Origin of the sequence: Psychrobacter sp. CAM01 (assembly GCF_032842965.1) — a bacterium.
GTDB lineage: Bacteria > Pseudomonadota > Gammaproteobacteria > Pseudomonadales > Moraxellaceae > Psychrobacter > Psychrobacter celer.
Genome location: NZ_JAWJBL010000017.1, coordinates 1 through 16503, shown reverse-complemented (window position 1 = coordinate 16503; position 16503 = coordinate 1). Strand labels below are relative to the sequence as shown.

Annotated in this window: 11 protein-coding genes; 1 reads left to right on the top strand and 10 read right to left on the bottom strand. The window is 47.1% G+C overall.

What is annotated here, in order from left to right; all coding sequences use genetic code 11:
- The first annotated feature begins 251 nt into the window (after positions 1-251).
- A complete protein-coding gene (locus tag R0I52_RS08465) occupies positions 252-1799 on the top strand; it encodes a hypothetical protein (RefSeq protein WP_317053973.1) in 1548 nt (515 codons plus the stop codon).
- A gap of 71 nt (positions 1800-1870) precedes the next feature.
- On the opposite strand, the gene R0I52_RS08460 is transcribed toward R0I52_RS08465, so the two are convergent.
- The 10 genes from R0I52_RS08460 to R0I52_RS08415 form a co-directional block, all read right to left on the bottom strand.
- Positions 1871-2017 (bottom strand): DUF2256 domain-containing protein, encoded by a 147-nt coding sequence (locus R0I52_RS08460; protein WP_207969334.1) that lies wholly within the window; start codon positions 2015-2017, stop codon positions 1871-1873.
- A gap of 15 nt (positions 2018-2032) precedes the next feature.
- Complete coding sequence (locus R0I52_RS08455) at positions 2033-8206, bottom strand: DNA repair ATPase (protein WP_317053972.1); 6174 nt, start codon at positions 8204-8206, stop codon at positions 2033-2035.
- A gap of 219 nt (positions 8207-8425) precedes the next feature.
- Positions 8426-10447 carry a hypothetical protein gene (locus tag R0I52_RS08450; protein WP_317053971.1) on the bottom strand — a complete coding sequence of 674 codons (2022 nt, stop codon included), beginning with the start codon at positions 10445-10447 and terminating at the stop codon, positions 8426-8428.
- Positions 10448-10666: 219 nt separating this feature from the next.
- Positions 10667-11323 carry a hypothetical protein gene (locus R0I52_RS08445; protein WP_317053970.1) on the bottom strand — a complete coding sequence of 219 codons (657 nt, stop codon included), beginning with the start codon at positions 11321-11323 and terminating at the stop codon, positions 10667-10669.
- A 107-nt stretch (positions 11324-11430) separates the two neighbouring features.
- Entirely contained in the window at positions 11431-11871 is a 441-nt protein-coding gene (locus tag R0I52_RS08440; RefSeq protein ID WP_317053969.1) for a hypothetical protein, read from the bottom strand.
- Positions 11872-11876: 5 nt separating this feature from the next.
- On the bottom strand, positions 11877-12410 hold the full coding sequence (locus R0I52_RS08435) for a hypothetical protein (RefSeq protein WP_317053968.1): 534 nt from the start codon (positions 12408-12410) through the stop codon (positions 11877-11879).
- 171 nt (positions 12411-12581) lie between these two features.
- Positions 12582-13070, bottom strand: coding sequence for an META domain-containing protein (locus tag R0I52_RS08430; RefSeq protein WP_105244875.1), 489 nt, complete (start codon positions 13068-13070; stop codon positions 12582-12584).
- A gap of 428 nt (positions 13071-13498) precedes the next feature.
- Positions 13499-13630 (bottom strand): hypothetical protein, encoded by a 132-nt coding sequence (locus R0I52_RS08425; RefSeq protein WP_317053967.1) that lies wholly within the window; start codon positions 13628-13630, stop codon positions 13499-13501.
- A 304-nt stretch (positions 13631-13934) separates the two neighbouring features.
- On the bottom strand, positions 13935-15035 hold the full coding sequence (locus tag R0I52_RS08420) for a lipase secretion chaperone (protein ID WP_317053966.1): 1101 nt from the start codon (positions 15033-15035) through the stop codon (positions 13935-13937).
- A gap of 27 nt (positions 15036-15062) precedes the next feature.
- A complete protein-coding gene (locus tag R0I52_RS08415) occupies positions 15063-16139 on the bottom strand; it encodes a triacylglycerol lipase (RefSeq protein ID WP_317053965.1) in 1077 nt (358 codons plus the stop codon).
- Positions 16140-16503: the final 364 nt, after the last annotated feature.

Genomic DNA, 16503 nt, shown 5'->3' with positions numbered 1-16503 from the left:
TTGGTATAAAACAACGTTTGTATATTTTTCACTTCAGTCATTTACACCATATTCCTAATATTTGAAATTTTTCATATTTTTATTCGCATATCCGGATTTCTTTGATATATTTATAACTGCAGATATAAATCGTGTTTTTAAACTATTTACCATGCCGTTATCTTCAAGGCTTTTTTTAATAAAAGGAAGAACAAGGACGTTCGTGTGAGCTTAGCTCGATTTTACATTTTTTTATTCAAGGAGAGATAAAAATGAAACCCTTTAAATTGACACTACTGGCCATTACTACCGCGCTGTTTTTACAAGGATGTGGTGATGATAATGATACGTCTGCTATGCCCTCTGATCCACCAGATATTACGACTGAAATACTTGGGATTTGGAATGGTAGTGATAGCGACGATGAGCTTCTGACACTCGCCTTCTTAGATGATGGCACCTATATTCATTTAGAAGCAAACAACACACCCAATACACCGCGACTAGCAAGCGTACAATCTCTAAAACAAGCTGTAGTTAACCCAGAGGGTGGTATGGAATGGGGTGAATACACTATTGACGAGGTCACTGGAGAACTAACCACAACACCTATTTTCGATAATAATGGCAATGCTGGGCTATCAGATGCTGTCACTCGTTATGCTCGAGTGTCAGATGGTAATCTCATACTTGAAGTGGATGAAAACAATGACGGTACTATAGATGAAAATGAAACTTTTGATTACTCAGAAACTAAGTCTGAAGGTCTCTTAGGCGCTTGGGGTAGTGATGATATTGATGACGGCCTGTTAGGTTTGGCTTTTTTTGAAGACGGTACTTATGTTCATATACGAGTCGATGAAGACGAGTCAACTAACAATCCTCAAAACGGTATGGAATGGGGTACCTATATTATCGATGAAACCGGATTACTGACTACCACTCAGCGATTTGATAATAATGGCAGCTCAGGGTTATCGGACTCTCTCGATCGATATGTTCGATTAGTTAATAGCAGTTTGGTCATTGAAGTCGATAATAACAAAAATGGAGTTATAGACGATAATGAGAGGTTTGGGTTTTCAAAGCGTACCGCTGACAATATCCCCTTAGACCAAATAGACACAAAGGAGCTAATAGGACTTTGGGAAAATAAAAATACCGATAATGAACTGTTAACTTTGGCATTTTTGGAGGATGGTAGCTATATTCATCTAGAAGTCGATGAAGATATACCGTTTGATACTCCAAATAATGAGATATCAGGTATGGAATGGGGTAATTACACATTAAATAATAGAACGGGAGCACTAACCGTTAATCAGAGGTTTGACAATAACGGTGACACTGGACTCTCAGACCCTCTTGATCGTTATGTAAGTGTTTCTGGTAATACCCTCACGTTATCAGTGGATGAAAATAAAAACGGTATTATAGAAAGCAATGAGTCGTTTACGTTCTCAAAAGCTAAATCTGAAAACATTTTAGGTCTGTGGAAAAATGACATTACTGGAAATGAGCTATTAGCGCTTGCTTTCTTTGACGATGGCACCTATGTTCATCTAGAAGTCGATGAAGAAGCTCCTTATGACAATACCGTAAATGAACCCTCTGGTATGGAATGGGGAAATTACACTTTAAATACGACGACAGGAGCTTTAACCGTCAATCAACTATTCGACAATAATGGTAGTACTGGACTCTCAGACCCTCTGACTCGATATGCACGGGTATCTGGAGATGTACTTACTCTTGAGTTCGATGACAATAGTAACGGTGTGATAGACAGCAATGAATCACTAGATTTTGAACGTCAATAATTAATAATAAAAAATGAACTTATCAGAATCAAACTCAGCTTATCGATTCATAGGCTGAGTTTTTATTTGGACTACTCGCTTTTTGTCTTACTCCGCCGACAGCGCTCCGAACAATACACCACATTGTCCCAATCCTTCTCCCTTTTCTTGCGCCATGTAAAAAGACGCTGGCAGACGGGGCATATTTTCTCAGGTAGATTTACCTTTTTATGTGCCATGATGACCCTTACCGATTACTCATAATCATCAAATATTTTATTCAGCCTATTTAGGCTATTGACGATCAGCTTACCAGATTGATCGGTGCTGCTGTCAATCGCCAGCTTCTCATCCATACGCATCGTTAGCGGTGCAAGCGCATCTTTGAGAGCGTGTGCTATCAGCGCAGCCTGCTCTGTGACATCGGTGGTCGATGCTTGATCGTCAGTACGGCTCGATAGACTCTGAGCCATCTGCTGTGCCAATTGCTCGAGCGCGCCCACTAGTTGTACCATCAGCTGTTTTTGCATCTCTTGGTTTTGCTTGAGGTACTCGCCTTCGGCTTTATGGTCGTGCTTGTAGAGCTGTGTTAGCTGGTTCATACTTTTCTCAAAGCCATTATCGATACTATCGCTGACGACTTTAGCATTGTTAATAAAGCTATCGGCAAGGATTTTTTGTGACTCAAGCTGGGCGTCTCGTTTAATTTGCTCAGCTGACTCGTTTAAACGCGCCAGCTGCTCAGGATCATTTTTTGTTACATAGCTCTCAAACTGACTGCTAATGGCATGAAAGCCGCTCGCCAAGTCGACAAGCTGCGCGACGATACGTGCGCCGATATCGCCATCCTCGCCGCCCATGGCTTTGTTACGCAAAAAGTCGGCTTTGATTTGCGCCCAGCGTGCCTTTTCATCCTCTGTCAGCACGCCGCGCATCTCACCAAGCTTCAGTAGATTGCTCTCTGCGCCTTGGGTGAGTAGCTGCGACTCGCCCAAATAGTGATCATCGATTAGCTGATCCAGCTCTGCTTGATTCATGACGGCCGATAGTTTCTCGGTCATCTTATTCATGTTGCGGTAACTGCCTTGCAGCTTAAATATCGGCTCGGTGCGGTATTTATCATCTTGCGAGGCCGAGGCGATGTAGGCCTGATTGACATCAAGGATGACTGCTTGCACGGCAAACATATGACGCAAGACAGCAACAATTTCATTAACTTCTGAGGTGCTATACGGATAGCTCAGCTCGCTAGCTTGGGCTTGCGCGAGGTTTGCATTGTCGGCCTTTGCCATTTTGACCAGTCGATGCACATCGCTTAAATCACGATTGGCAAGGGGCGCGAGTACCTTGTTTGAGGTCAAGGCGTTTTCGATATAACTGAGCGCAAACACCTCCTCCATACCGCTCATGATATCGCCAAGATTATAGATATCGGCGCGGTTGGCGAGCATATCAGGCACTTTAAAGGCTTCGCCGCTTTCGGTATAGGGGTTACCCGCCATGACCACACAGAACTTTTTGCCGCGCATGTCATAGGTTTTGGTCTTGCCTTGCCAAACGCCATCGATGCGCCGCGTGCCATCGCCCAGTGAGATGAATTTTTGTAAAAACTCGGCATGCGTATGCTGGATGTCATCCAGATAGAGCATGACGTTGCTGCCCATCTCAAAGGCAAGGTTAATCTTGTTTAGCTCCTCGCGTGCGGTGGCATTGGGCGCTTTTTCGGGGTCGAGGGAGGTGACATCATGACCGAGCGAGGGACAGTTTATCTTCATAAAAATAAGCCCTAAGCGGCTCGCCACATATTCCATCAAGGTGGTTTTGCCGTACCCTGGCGGTGATATCATCATAAGGATACCCATCAGATCGGTACGCTTGTCCTCACCGACGGTACCCATTTGCTTGGCAAGATTGTCACCAATCAATGGCAGATAGCTCTCATTAATCAGGCGGTTACGCACAAAGGATGATAGCGGACGCGGCATAAACTCATTTAGCCGCAGCGCGTCTTTTGCCTCATGCAATATCTCAGTACGCATCGCCAGATAGCGCCTATAGGCCGGAATGACTTGGCTGTCGTGATGATGCAAACGGCTTAAAAAATCATCGACCGCAAAGGTGAGGGTCTGCTGATGAATACGCTGATGCTCGCCCAATAAGCTGCCTACCTGTATCTCAAGCGCCACCTTACTTGTACTACGTGCAAAGCTTTGTACTTGATTTAGCGGGTGTTTGCCATTGGATAAAGACGAGGATGCTGCTATAAAGGATAAGGTCGATGCCGAGGCTTGCTCCGACGCCCTTGCATCAACGCTGACGCCCGACGTACTCAAGCGCTGCAATAAAGATGCGCGCATGGGGTCATCTAACTGGGTAAGCATAATAGCAATCGCTTCAGGTACATAATGGCGACCGATCTCCACCTGCTGCTGACGCCGCGCTTCCTCTTCTGCTCGCTTAGTGCGCGCATCTTCGCTAGGCGCATCACCATCATCATCACTGCTACCATCTGTAGTCTGATCTGTAGCTATGCTATCTAGCAAAGCATAAAACCAAGTGGCTAGTAGCTCATAGGCAGATTTGGGCTGCAAGGTCAGCTTGCCAATAGAGGACTGCAGCTGCGTCATGCTTTGAGTAGCTTGCCCACCGCTTGGGTTAGCATCCAATGCTTGGCGCAGCTGATCACACAGCGCTTGCGCTTGCTGGCTGGTTTGCCATGATAATGATAGCTTGTGATCGATAGTATCACTATCTAGACCACTGGCGAGCATCCCACTTGCATCAGTGCCAGCCTGCCCCATGACACTGACCAAGTATTCGCAGGCTTGCTGTACGTGCTGGTGTTGAAAGATAGTGGCGTCATTGCTATTGCTAGTATGATGACTATTACTGCCTGTATGGCTGCCATCATAAGCCGTAACAAACTCGCGCATGAGCATGGTCATATCAGCAATTAATAGCGCCTGCGCCCGATCGCTGCCAAGGCTACGCCGCAGCTGCTCGGCAGTTACTGCTCTATCGAGCCAGCTGCCGACTTGTATCAGCACGTTTTCATTTAGCCAAGTGTCATAGCCAAAGGGTCGCAGAGCTTCTAGGCCAAGCGCTTGTACAAGGGACAGTTGCCAATAAAACAGCTGCGCCAGCGCGCGCACTTGCGGCGTATAAATAAGTAAACCGGCATCGCGTAGCGTGGGCAGGATTTGGAGCAATAGCAATGTGGCATCATGATCATGAATGCCTTTGTCAAACCCAAGTTGATAACGCGGCGTGGCATACGCTTTGACCAATGTGGCCAGTGGACTGCTGGCAGTAATCTCGCCGCTGCTATCTATCGTATGAGCCGTATTGGCCATACTGACCGTGTCGTCATAAGCCTGATACAGACGCGCCTGTGTCAGGCCGTCTTGATTGTTTTTCGCGCTCTCGATGATGCGATAGGCCAAGTATTCAGCGCGGTACACCGTATCAGACTCAGAGGCGATACTCATGTCCCAATACGGGCGCAGCGCATTTAATTCTGCATTATCGAGCACTTCATAATAGTCGGTACCCGTCAGATGCAAATTGAGCACGCGCGTACCATCGGACTGCTGACGACTAAGCAGCGTTAAGTCCAGCGGCTGAGTGTTGACCGAAAAGCGATGACGGCCAAGCTTGATGATCTGCCCACCGTCTTCAAACAGATCCGACTTGTCTTTGAGGCTCTTATAGCTTTCAACCTGAATGGCTTTGAGGCGTGCGTCGATATCGTCTGCTTTGACGCTAAACCCCATCTGTTGCAAGTCTTTGGCGATGCTCCGCACTTTTTGTACCAGACCATCAGAGGCAAAGTAAGTATTGAGCGCTTCTTCCTCGGCAAATCCAGTGACGCCAGTGCTTTGGGTGCGTTTTTTGATACTCTCAAGCATCCGCAGTGCGCCATCACCTAGGTTTTGCGCCCGGCGATTACGGGCATCGAGCTGCTGCTGTTTATGATTTTCAAAAGTATCAAAAATCTCTTCGCGCTTGGTGATGATATCTGCCAAAAACTGATCGCCGCCCCCCGTCTCAGGATCAGCAAACTGACTCTCAAGCTCCTCTAGCTGCACCAGTAGCTTGGCCATTTGCTCATCTGATTTCTCCGGCGTATTGGCAATCGATAAGGCATTGGCAATCGACTGACCAAACAGCTTAAACTGCGCCCCAAATTGCGCAATCGCTTCGTCAGAACCTAAGCTTTTACGTTTATGATTGAGCTTGGCCTTGTTTTGATTGAGGCGCGAGTAAATGGACGATATGTCATCGATGATTTGCGTACGGACGGTGGCATCAGCGACATCGAGAGTGCCCAGCAGCTCGGTCAACAAGTCCAGCCCTGCAGCGGTATCGTCGATTTGCTCAAGCACCGGTTTGAGCTCGCTATTGGTTTCGGCGGTGTTTAGACGTTCGCTGACATCTGCTAAGATATCCTCATAGCTGGATAATGCCTCCTCACCGCTTAAAAACGTCACGGTTTTTTCGGCCAGCTCGCTCTCTGCTTCCTCCAATTGCTTTTGCAATGCTTGTAACTTATCGGTATCTAGATAGCGCAAGTCCTCTAAGCCGACCAGCCGACCTTTTTGCCGCCTGAGCGCCGATAGCTGCGCCACATAGTCACTGGCTGACTCAAAGTTTGTGATTTTTATTTGCTGCAGGATATCATTTTGCTGAGCGTCGGCATCCGCTAGTGCTGTTTGGGTCTGCTTTTGGATACTTTGGACTTTGGCAAACTCATCAATGACCAGCTCGGCGGTGGCGGTGACGTCTTTGATACTGCTTGCAATATCGCCCAGCTCTGGCTCGGACAACCAATAATAGCTATCAAAGAGACGGCTGGTATTGTCGGCGAGCTCTTCATAAAGCTTTTGCGAGACGCTTTGATTGTCAATGAGGCGAGTGATGCTATAAAGATCTGAGATACCGCGTACCAGCTCTTTGTTACCGATTTTGCCATAAAAGCTCGTGCTTTCAGGCAACTCGCTGACATACTCATGAGACGCATACGGCGTATGCCATATCTGCATTGGATGAATGCGTGACGGCTCATTTTGCGCACTAAACAGCACCAAACGGCCGTTTTCAGCCAGCGCCATGCCGTTACAATAAATGGGGTTTGCCAGCTGTTTTTTGATAAGGTTGTAAGGAAATAACCCCGTGACGCCAAGTGCTCGGTCATAAAACAAAAACAATACATCTTCGCCATTGGGCGAGATGATCTTACGTTTAAACTTTAGGTTTTTTCCCGTGCCGCTACCCGTACTGGTGTTGGCATCGCCATTATGAGCATCAAACAGTTTATACTCGCCTGTCTGCAGATAGTAGCCTCCAGGGAAGATGATGCCGTGATCCTCAGGCAGCTGCACACACGACTGCCCGATGGCATCCAGCCGCAGCACAGCCTCGGTCAAGGTGTTATAAACAAAGTAGCGATAGCTGTCTTCGCGATACGGTAATATCTTAAGCAAAATCAAGCTGCCCACCTTGGCATAATCAATCTGAGCATCGGTAAGCGACTGGGTGCGGTCATCGACCGGCTCGCTATAGATGCCCTGCCCTGACTCGGTATTGTTTTCGATTTTGATGGTCAAGTCACCGCCGACCGTTTCCACAAAGATGGTGTCTAGGATATTCATGTGCGGATATTTGCCATTAATCATCTGCTCACGCGTGGTCTCTATCCACTCAAAATCATAAGCAGGTGGTAGCTCAATATCGCGCTCACCGCGATTGTCGACATAAGCCACTTGCGCAGCCTCTGGTGTGCCTTCGCTAAAATCAAGCGCAAATCGAAACACCCGAATATCGCTGATACGCTCACCGATCTGAAACGCCAGCAAAAGCTTGCTGTCTTTGACCGTCAGCTGCATAAGGCGCGTTTGCTTGTAATAGCGGTATAGCTCGTTGAAGTCTTGCACAAAAGCATCTTGATCTAAAAACGTCCCTGCCAACTCGACTTCTTCTAACTGATACGCCTCTTCTTGATTGGCTTGGCTTTTCTGTGCGTCCTCCTCAGCCGTATCGCCACCATCAGTTGCCTTGCTCAGACGATATAGCGATAGCACATCCTTGATACTACTGGCGCGCTTAAGCCCCATAAAGACGTTGTAACCAAATAGCAAATAATCACCGACCTGTACCATATCTTGCGCCACACAGTTATATTCGGTACGAATACGCGTGCGGGCAATCACTTGCATCTGCGTGCTGCCAAACTCTTGTAGGCGCGCATTATTCAAGGTCGCGGTTTGCTGCTCTAAGCGGCTACCTTGCTCGATAAGGCGTTTTTTTATAAGCTCATAGGCGTTACCTGAAGCGACGGCCTGATCGGCTTGACTGCTGGGCTGGGCTTGATTGGCTTGGCTGTCGTTGTCGGTGCTATCTAGATTGGGTGAGTTTTGCGTATCCGCCATCGTGAGTCGTCCACTTCTGTTTTTATATAATAAGAGAATTTTGGGCAATAAGAAAAGATGAGATAAATCTAAGAAAATATTGACTGGTCTAAAAAAACGAAAAGTAACGTTAAGCGACAAAGACGTGGATAAGCTTTTTTAGACCAGCCAGCTCGGTACTGTCATGAGCTGACCAAAAAACCTGCCGCCACAGCAGCAGATTTTTGACTATCAAATATACTAATCATTATATTGAGTCGGCGCGTTATCTGACTTGTTGGCTTTATTCATCGCCTGATTGGCCAGCACACCATTGAGGATACCGCTTAGGGTATCTGACTTACCAGCAAGGCCATCGATGGCTTTGCCGATAGAGAGTGATTTGGCAAAGTTGTCAAAGAAGTGGGCTTCGCCGCCGACGATATCGATTTTGGCTTTTTGTAGCGCCACAGCCAATACGTCAGCATTTTCTTTGGCAATCTCTTTACCAGCATCGATAGATGCCATGGCTTCTTGCAAGGCAGTCTCAAGCCCCATACGGAACTCCTCGTGCTCACGAGCCTCTTTACTCATGCTGCCCATGGCGTTGAACTTCTCGACCAGACCATCGGCCTCAGCTTGGAAGTGCGCACGCGTGACTTCGGCTTTGGCCAGACCGACGTCGCGTTCCGCCTTGGCATCCGACTCACCGCGAGCGGCAACGACTTGCGCATTGGCCATACCGACATCGCGCTCGGCTTTGGCGTTTGACTCACCGCGAGCGGCGATTACCTCGGCATCGGCCAGACCTTTTTCGCGCTCAGATTGCGCTTCGGCCTGCCCTGTTGCTTTGATGATATTGGCTTTGGCGATGCCTTCTTTTTCTAGCGACATGGCCTTGGCTTCTTGGATGGCCGCTTCGGCAAAACCATGCGCCGACTCTTCGGCCTTGATTCCTTCAGCCAGCTTAACTTTGGCCTCAGCATCTTTGGCCGACGCCTCTAAATTGGCATTGGCAAGGGTGGTAATCTCCACCGCCTTATGCTTCGCTGACAGCTCTTCAGCTTCGGCTTTTTTGACTTGACGCACTTTGAGCTCTTCTGCATCTGCCTCAGCGGCAAGGACGCGCGTTTGCTTGTCACGCTCCGCCTCACTGACTTCGCGGACTTCTTTGATGCGCTCTTCTTCTTGCGCCACGGTCTTATCGACTGCGATACGCTCACGGATGACGTTGGCGATTTCTTTTTTCTCAAGCTCGATGGCACGCTCAGCTTCGATGCGCTGCAAGTCAACTTCACGCTCACGCGAGACGATCTCTAGATCCTGCGCTCGCGTCACTTTTTCTTGCTCGATGATGACGGCGCGCATACGGTTTTGCTCTGCAACCTCGATTTCGCGCTGCTGGTTTTCGCGCTGAATCGCCAGATCCTGCTCGACGATGATGATAGCGGTTTCTGATTTTTTACGCTCTTCTTCTTCAATCTTGCGCGTCTCGGCCGTTTCACGAGCGATGACTGACGCAATTTCGCGTTTTTGTTTGGCCTCGGCATCTGCTTGCTGACGCTCCAGCTCCAGCATCGCCTCGACGGTTTCGACGTTTTTCTTCTTCACCGCCAGCTCTTCGTCACGCTCAAGCTCATTGGTGATGACGTTTTGCATCGCGGTCAGCTGGGTGATTTTTTTGATGCCTTCAGAGTCCAAGATATTACTGGCATCCAGCGACACTTTTGGCGTTTGCTCCAGATAGTCAATCGCCACGTCTTCTAACACATAACCATTGAGATCATTACCGATTTCTTGCACGATGCTGTCACGAAACTCGCTACGGTTTTCGAAGAGTTTGACAAAGTCGATTTGTTTGCCGACCGTCTTTAGTGCTTCGGAAAATTTGGCATTAAACAGCTCATTGACCGCCACTTTATCAGAGGCTCGCTCCACCCCGACCGATTTGGCAACTTTGAGCACATCTTCTTCGGTTTCGTTGACTCGTAAATAAAACGCCACCGTGATGTCGGCACGCATATTATCAGCGCAGATCAGCCCTTCTTTGCCGCGGCGATCGACCTCTAAGGTGATAAGCGAGATACGCATCAGCTCTTTTTTGTTGATAATCGGCCAGACAAAGCCACCATCAAAACGCACCGCGATTTTGTTCACGCCGTTGATAATCAGTGCTTTGCCCTGCTCTACCTTAAAATAAAAGGCCTTGAGCATCAAAAGAGCTGCCATAATAAAAACAAACGCCAGCACCACAACCACGCCGACGATGATAAGTATGTCCATATTTATTCCTCTAATAAAACGCAAGTGTAAAACTATATAATGTAAAGCTATATATCGTCTCTTTCATAAAATTTGACTGCGGTATCGCCACAGCGGCGGGTATTTATTGGTGGATATTGATTGACGGATAGTTAGCAGTTGGTCTCACTGCCACACTTTTTAGTCTAATAAACACACAGCCCAGTGCTTGTCGCCTGTCATCGATACAATATATCGCCGTTACTCGTCTTTGGCCGCCGTCACATAGTAGGCATTGGCGTCTGCGATATACTCAGCCAATATGACCTTATCGCCTTGTTTCAATAGATTGTCAGCGCTCTGTGAGCGCACCTTGAGAATCAGTCCTGCACCGCCATCAGCCAGCTCAGCCTCGCCATGCTTGTCGGTCACGCTTAGCGTCCGCACGATGGCAACTTTACCGATGTTGCTTGCGGCGCTGCGTTTGGGAATGTTGGCGATGTTCTTGCGGATGGGCGAGATGATAAGACCAGTTAGCCACATCGATACCACCAAGACAAACACCAACGCCCCGGTACCAAACACATAATAAAGCGCACCTGAATGAAAGTATTGATGTAAAAAGCTGGTATACAGATAGCTAAGCAGCCAGCCGATAAGGCTAATAAGGGTTAAGATAATAATAAGCGGCACGCCATAAAGACCAAATTTGAGCATAAGACCGGTAAAAAAGCCCGTCGATGACAGATCGGAGATATCTGCCTCACCGCCAGCGTCGCCAAGCTCGACCGTATCCATGTCGGCCATGCCAAGTAACGATACCAGCCAATACAAGGTGACAAACATCACCAAACCCGTAAAGATCACTGTCGGATAAAGACTTATCTTAGTGATAAATACCGCAAAAGACTCCTGCATCAAACGCACACTCCTTATCCTACAACCAAACCGGCTGTTGCAACCGACTTATGTTTCGTTATTACCGATTATACCTATTTATCAGGTTCAATATACAACTTTTGTCGTCAACGTCCCCAAACTGGCGAGCGTATCACCCCGCCATCTTGGCTGCTGATGGTATAGCTTGGATGACCAGACAGTGAGTGAATCACCACATGACTGCGCTGCGAGCCGTCTACATCTGGCGCATACGCTGGATAAACGGCGTACGTACCCGAAGGCGACAGACGCGCTGGCTCATCAAGCCCTGTATCTGCCAAATTGAGCACATGCCCAGTCGCCAGCGTCATCACCGCAGCCTTGCGACCATTGAGATACGCCAGATGCCGTCCATCCATACTCAACTGCGGACTGGCAGCATAGCCAGCGGTGGTGATAGGCACGGCCGTCTGGGTAGCAAAGTAATAACGATAAAGACGAGGACTGCCTGCACGTACTTTGTCACTGACATAGACAAAACTCTGAGCATCAGGCGCATAGCTTGGCTGCACTTCGGTACTGAGCAACGTCGTCAGCTGGCGGGTGTCGCCATCACTGAGGCGCTTTTTATAAATATCTGCATTGCCAGCGACCGTTGAGCTATATAGCAGATGATGGCCATCTGGTGAAAACGAGGCAGACAGATGCTCCCTTGCGCATTGACCACTAGGTTATGCGTATCGCGGTTACGGTCATGGATATAGATATTTGGGTGCTGGTTTGGCGCTTGTTTGCTATAGGCGAGCTGTTGACCATCCGCTGACCACGCTGGCGCATAGATATAGCCATTGATTTGATCAATGCGCTGAAGATCACTGCCATCAGGACGGATACTATAGAGTGTCGATACTTTGGCGCTTCCTACCCCTTGCTCTTCTACGTAAGCAATGTGTCCTTGACGATCAATGGCAGGCATAGCAGCAGTTAACGGGTTACTATCCACTACTATATTGTTCGGCTTTTTGATTTCAGTGCTAGGCAATGTCTGACAGCCAGTGAGAGCTGCCAGTATAGCGATCGTCGTCGCCCCTTTTATCATGATGTTATTTGTGGTTGGTTTCGACATAATGGTTTTAAACATAAAGTAGTATCCAGTGAAATCTATAAGGCATAACAGCAGCTGTACGCTAGTGTAGCGCAAAATTCGACAAACTTCGGATAAAAAAAGGCCCCACATATGAGTGAGGCCTTATCAAATCTAAACAAAGTGTTTATATTGCTCTTATACATCGTTAGCTTATTTAGACACAGCTTTAAAGTAAGCCACTTGATTGTCATTTTTGATGGTTAAGATTGGCACTTTTTTGGCGTTTTTGCTGAGGCTATACTTGCCTTGTACCGTGGCGACTGCTGCTGTATCGAAGCTGGCTTGCGGTTCAGGACAGGCCATCATTGTACTGATGCCATTTTTGATCTGCACATCACCATTGACGACACTGTAACCTGCGCTCATGTTGTTGCAGGTATTCATAAATGCGACGTAGTTTCTACCGTTATCATTCATAAAGCTCAAAGTGAGCGGCTTGGCTGGATCAAAAAATAGTGCAGTTACTCGCTCACCATTCATACGTTTGGCATCAACCAGCTGCCAGTTGTGCGCTTGGAGCGCCGTTTCGGTCACTGGCTGACTGACTGGCGCTGGGAGAGTCGCCGTCGTTTGACAACCAGCAGTAAGCGCACCTGCAACAAAGGTGGCACCCATTATCATTTTTGTCATATTTTTCATACTTATTCCTTCTATTGAATTCAACAAGTTTATCGCGTCTTAAGCTTGCGCTTAGGGCAACTGCTAAAGACCCAATCAAAATTTTTTTATTGCTATGAATGATCTTGAGCAGTCGCGATATAGTGTCTCACCCAGCGCTTGCTGTCATTATTAATTGAGTTATTACTTGGCAGATATTTGTTGCCCGATACAATCGCGACAATGTTGGCAATTGAGGGTAAGCTCCAGTCATCCAACTCACCAATTCACCAACTCACCAAAAGCGCGATAACTTTTGATGGTTTTGGCTGGTGATATTTCTCTCAAACCAAAATACCCCACTAAATAGTGAGGTGTTTTTATCGTGCAACTATCGCATCTGATGACTGATATCACTTATCAAAACGGTAGATACAACGTCAGTCTTAATAAGCGTATGTACCACTATTTTATATCACATCTGTACCAGTAATGTTTGGCTCTTCAGTAGCGGGCGCTGTCATACTTGACATCGACTGGCAACTGACCAGTACGGTGACCATGACAATGCCTGTCATCAATGCTTTGGTTAAGTTTTTCATATATTAGATTCAATTTAAAAATGTTATAGCGCTACTGGTATAAATTTTCCTTGCGTGCTGTATACACAGAGGCTGCGAAAAATTCATCCCAGTAGCGCTTTGGAACTTATGACAGTTTTGTTTTGAATTGACTATATAGGCTAGAATAATTTTAATAAATGGTTGGTTGTAGCAAAGTATCACTATCGTTGCATTAAAGCCACAGCCATTGGATGGTACTTTTCCCAATCACATCGCTTGTTCACACTTTTAGCATACCTGTCCCTTACATTACAGTAAGTTATTTAATGTTAGTAAAATGCATCTATTGAGTCTGTGTTTTTTGCAGCGCAGCATAGCCAGACAGACGCTTGCGCTCAGCGTCATCAAACAGTTGCTGCTCAAGCTGCTCGATCTGACTTTGCGCCTCTGCTGGATTGGCACTTTGACTCAATAGCTGCGCCTTTTGCGTTTCATACTGAGTAAAGCGCTGGTCAAAATTGGCATCCTCTTGATCGACTTGCGCCAGTCTCTCGGCCGCTGGTGCGCCCACTAACTCTCGGCGCATATTGTATAGCGCTTCAGGACTGGCACCTGCCGCTTTCATCCGCTCAGTACGAGCCATAAGCTCATTAAGATTGGCTTGCTGCTTGATATTGGTTTTGATCGCACCATCTGGTAGACGGCTCACATAATCTTGTCTGGCAGCCTGTTTTTGTGCCTCACTCATTTGCTCGTTTTGATTGATTCTGACCATTTCCATACTATAGTCATCGTAGTTATCTTCTGCACCAAAGAAGGCTTCGATGGTGGTTTTGTCAAAATACTGCTGACGTAAACTCGCCACCTCTTGCCTTTGCTGAGCAATGGCATTCAAATCCAGCTCACCGCTTTTGCTCGCTTGTAATTGCAGATTGCCATAGCGTTTTTCTATATCAGGCAGTGCTTTGAGATATGCCACATAGTTGCCAAAGATAGCGACCGCTTGGCTGGCCGCAGGCTCTGGGGTATGGTGACGGATATAACGCTCAACACGCGCAAAAATAACCGCTTCGTCCTCCTCTCCTATTGCTGATAAAAAATAATCGAATAAACGCCGCAGACCTTCAGTGACGACCAATTGCTTGTTTTCATCAATGATGATTTCGCCGTCCACTTGCGTGCCTCTTAATGAGCGCGGCAAACGCTCTAACCCAGTGACAAATAAAGCATCGCTTTGAGCAAATGGTGCCTCAGCTTGAGTATTGCTTTGCGCCGTGGACAGCGTACTCTCAGACTTATCAGTGGGTGAAGCAGATAGCGACTGCTGAGTCGCCATCGGTTTATTATCTGGTTTAAACCACACAATCACCGCCGCCGCGATGACTATGATGACCACAGCGATGATAGCGATTGGTAAATAGGCTGGACGGCGATTATTCGACATAGATGAGAGTTCTTTTTACAAGTCAGCTTAAAGATTGGCGTTTTTTAGGCGATTGACCTGAGTACGATAGATAGATTTTGGCTTAGACTCGCCCCATGCCGTCAGACCTAGTACTTGGTCTGCTGAATCCAAATGGTTCATGAGGTAGTTGTCACGAATCACATACCCAAGTCGGCTTGAGCAGGCAGAAACCAGACCATCATTGGCATCAAATAAAAACGGTACGCTTGTTGCTGCAAGCAGATAATCACTAGGGTCAAGGGCTCTCACGACTTGTCCTACCCCACTAAATGAGTAATATTTGATACCGTTTGCAGAGGTACTGGTTGGCTGACCACAGTAACTTGTTGGCATTGCTGCGGGGAATTTGGCATTGAATTTGGCCGCACCATCGGTTGATAGCGCCATGAGTGATTGCCAGCCATCTTGCGCTTGTATCTCTTTAAAGCTGATGCCTGATCCCACATCTATAAAGCCGCCAATCAAATTAAACACCCCTGATACCAGCTGTGTCGTGACGTTTGATGGCTCACCTGTGTCATTGTTTGGTTCAAGGACGTTTTTGACAAAATCGGCTGTTTTTGAGCCCTGCTCTGGGCTTGATACGGCGGTGACCGAGGCGACGTATTTTGGTGCAACGCCAGCGACATAGCGGATGTCTATACCGCCTTGACTGTGCCCAAACAAATTGACTTTTGGATCGCCTGAAATGGCAGTGATGGTTTTGACTTGCTGTAATAGCTGCTCGCCGCGAACTTCGCTATTATTCACCGCTGATGTTTTGGTGGTGTACACCTCTGATCCACCTTTCATCAGCTCACTAGGAATCCCGTTGAAATAATCTAAGACCCCAAACATCTTGGTAAAACCGCCAAGCCCATGAGCCATGACCACTGGATACTGAGTCTTGGTATAACTGGAGGTAAAGTATTTGCTATCGACTAGCGTGCAGCCATTGGCGTTGGCACAATTATAGTACTGCCCTGCCGCTTGCGCTGAAGTGGTTTGCATGGTCATTAATAAAACGCCAGTACTGATAGAGCCCAGTATTGGTAAAAAAGTGCGCGGCGTGAGCGCAGCACGAACGTACGAGGAGAGCGTCATAACAACATCCTTGTCATCATTAATGGTGAGTGCCTTTACCTCATAACGTCGGCAAAGACTGCTGCTAATCCCTTTAGCATGCAAAATTACATTACTTCTATCTTTTACAAGATTCAACTAAATTGTCAAAATATGAATATATTATCGTGACTGGAGGGTCATAACGGTTCGGATGGGGCTGTAAAGCAACTATTGTCAATAATAATGATAGATTTAATATCAATAGACCTCTTGCAAAAGTAGTTGTAAGACACAACGTATATTATTGAACTCTACTTACTTAATAGATATGCCAAACATAGATAAGCTACTCAAACAAAGTGACGCTGGTTTTAAACGCTACACTGGCATTCATAAAGCCACC

What these genes read in the sequence shown, in the direction of transcription:
- R0I52_RS08460 (WP_207969334.1), bottom strand. Translation starts at nt 2,017, where the DNA reads ATGGCACATAAAAAGGTAAATCTACCTGAGAAAATATGCCCCGTCTGC.
- R0I52_RS08445 (WP_317053970.1), bottom strand. Translation starts at nt 11,323, where the DNA reads ATGCAGGAGTCTTTTGCGGTATTTATCACTAAGATAAGTCTTTATCCG.
- R0I52_RS08465 (WP_317053973.1), top strand. Translation starts at nt 252, where the DNA reads ATGAAACCCTTTAAATTGACACTACTGGCCATTACTACCGCGCTGTTT.
- R0I52_RS08450 (WP_317053971.1), bottom strand. Translation starts at nt 10,447, where the DNA reads ATGGACATACTTATCATCGTCGGCGTGGTTGTGGTGCTGGCGTTTGTT.
- R0I52_RS08435 (WP_317053968.1), bottom strand. Translation starts at nt 12,410, where the DNA reads ATGTCGAAACCAACCACAAATAACATCATGATAAAAGGGGCGACGACG.
- R0I52_RS08425 (WP_317053967.1), bottom strand. Translation starts at nt 13,630, where the DNA reads ATGAAAAACTTAACCAAAGCATTGATGACAGGCATTGTCATGGTCACC.
- R0I52_RS08415 (WP_317053965.1), bottom strand. Translation starts at nt 16,139, where the DNA reads ATGACGCTCTCCTCGTACGTTCGTGCTGCGCTCACGCCGCGCACTTTT.
- R0I52_RS08420 (WP_317053966.1), bottom strand. Translation starts at nt 15,035, where the DNA reads ATGTCGAATAATCGCCGTCCAGCCTATTTACCAATCGCTATCATCGCT.
- R0I52_RS08430 (WP_105244875.1), bottom strand. Translation starts at nt 13,070, where the DNA reads ATGAAAAATATGACAAAAATGATAATGGGTGCCACCTTTGTTGCAGGT.
- R0I52_RS08455 (WP_317053972.1), bottom strand. Translation starts at nt 8,206, where the DNA reads ATGGCGGATACGCAAAACTCACCCAATCTAGATAGCACCGACAACGAC.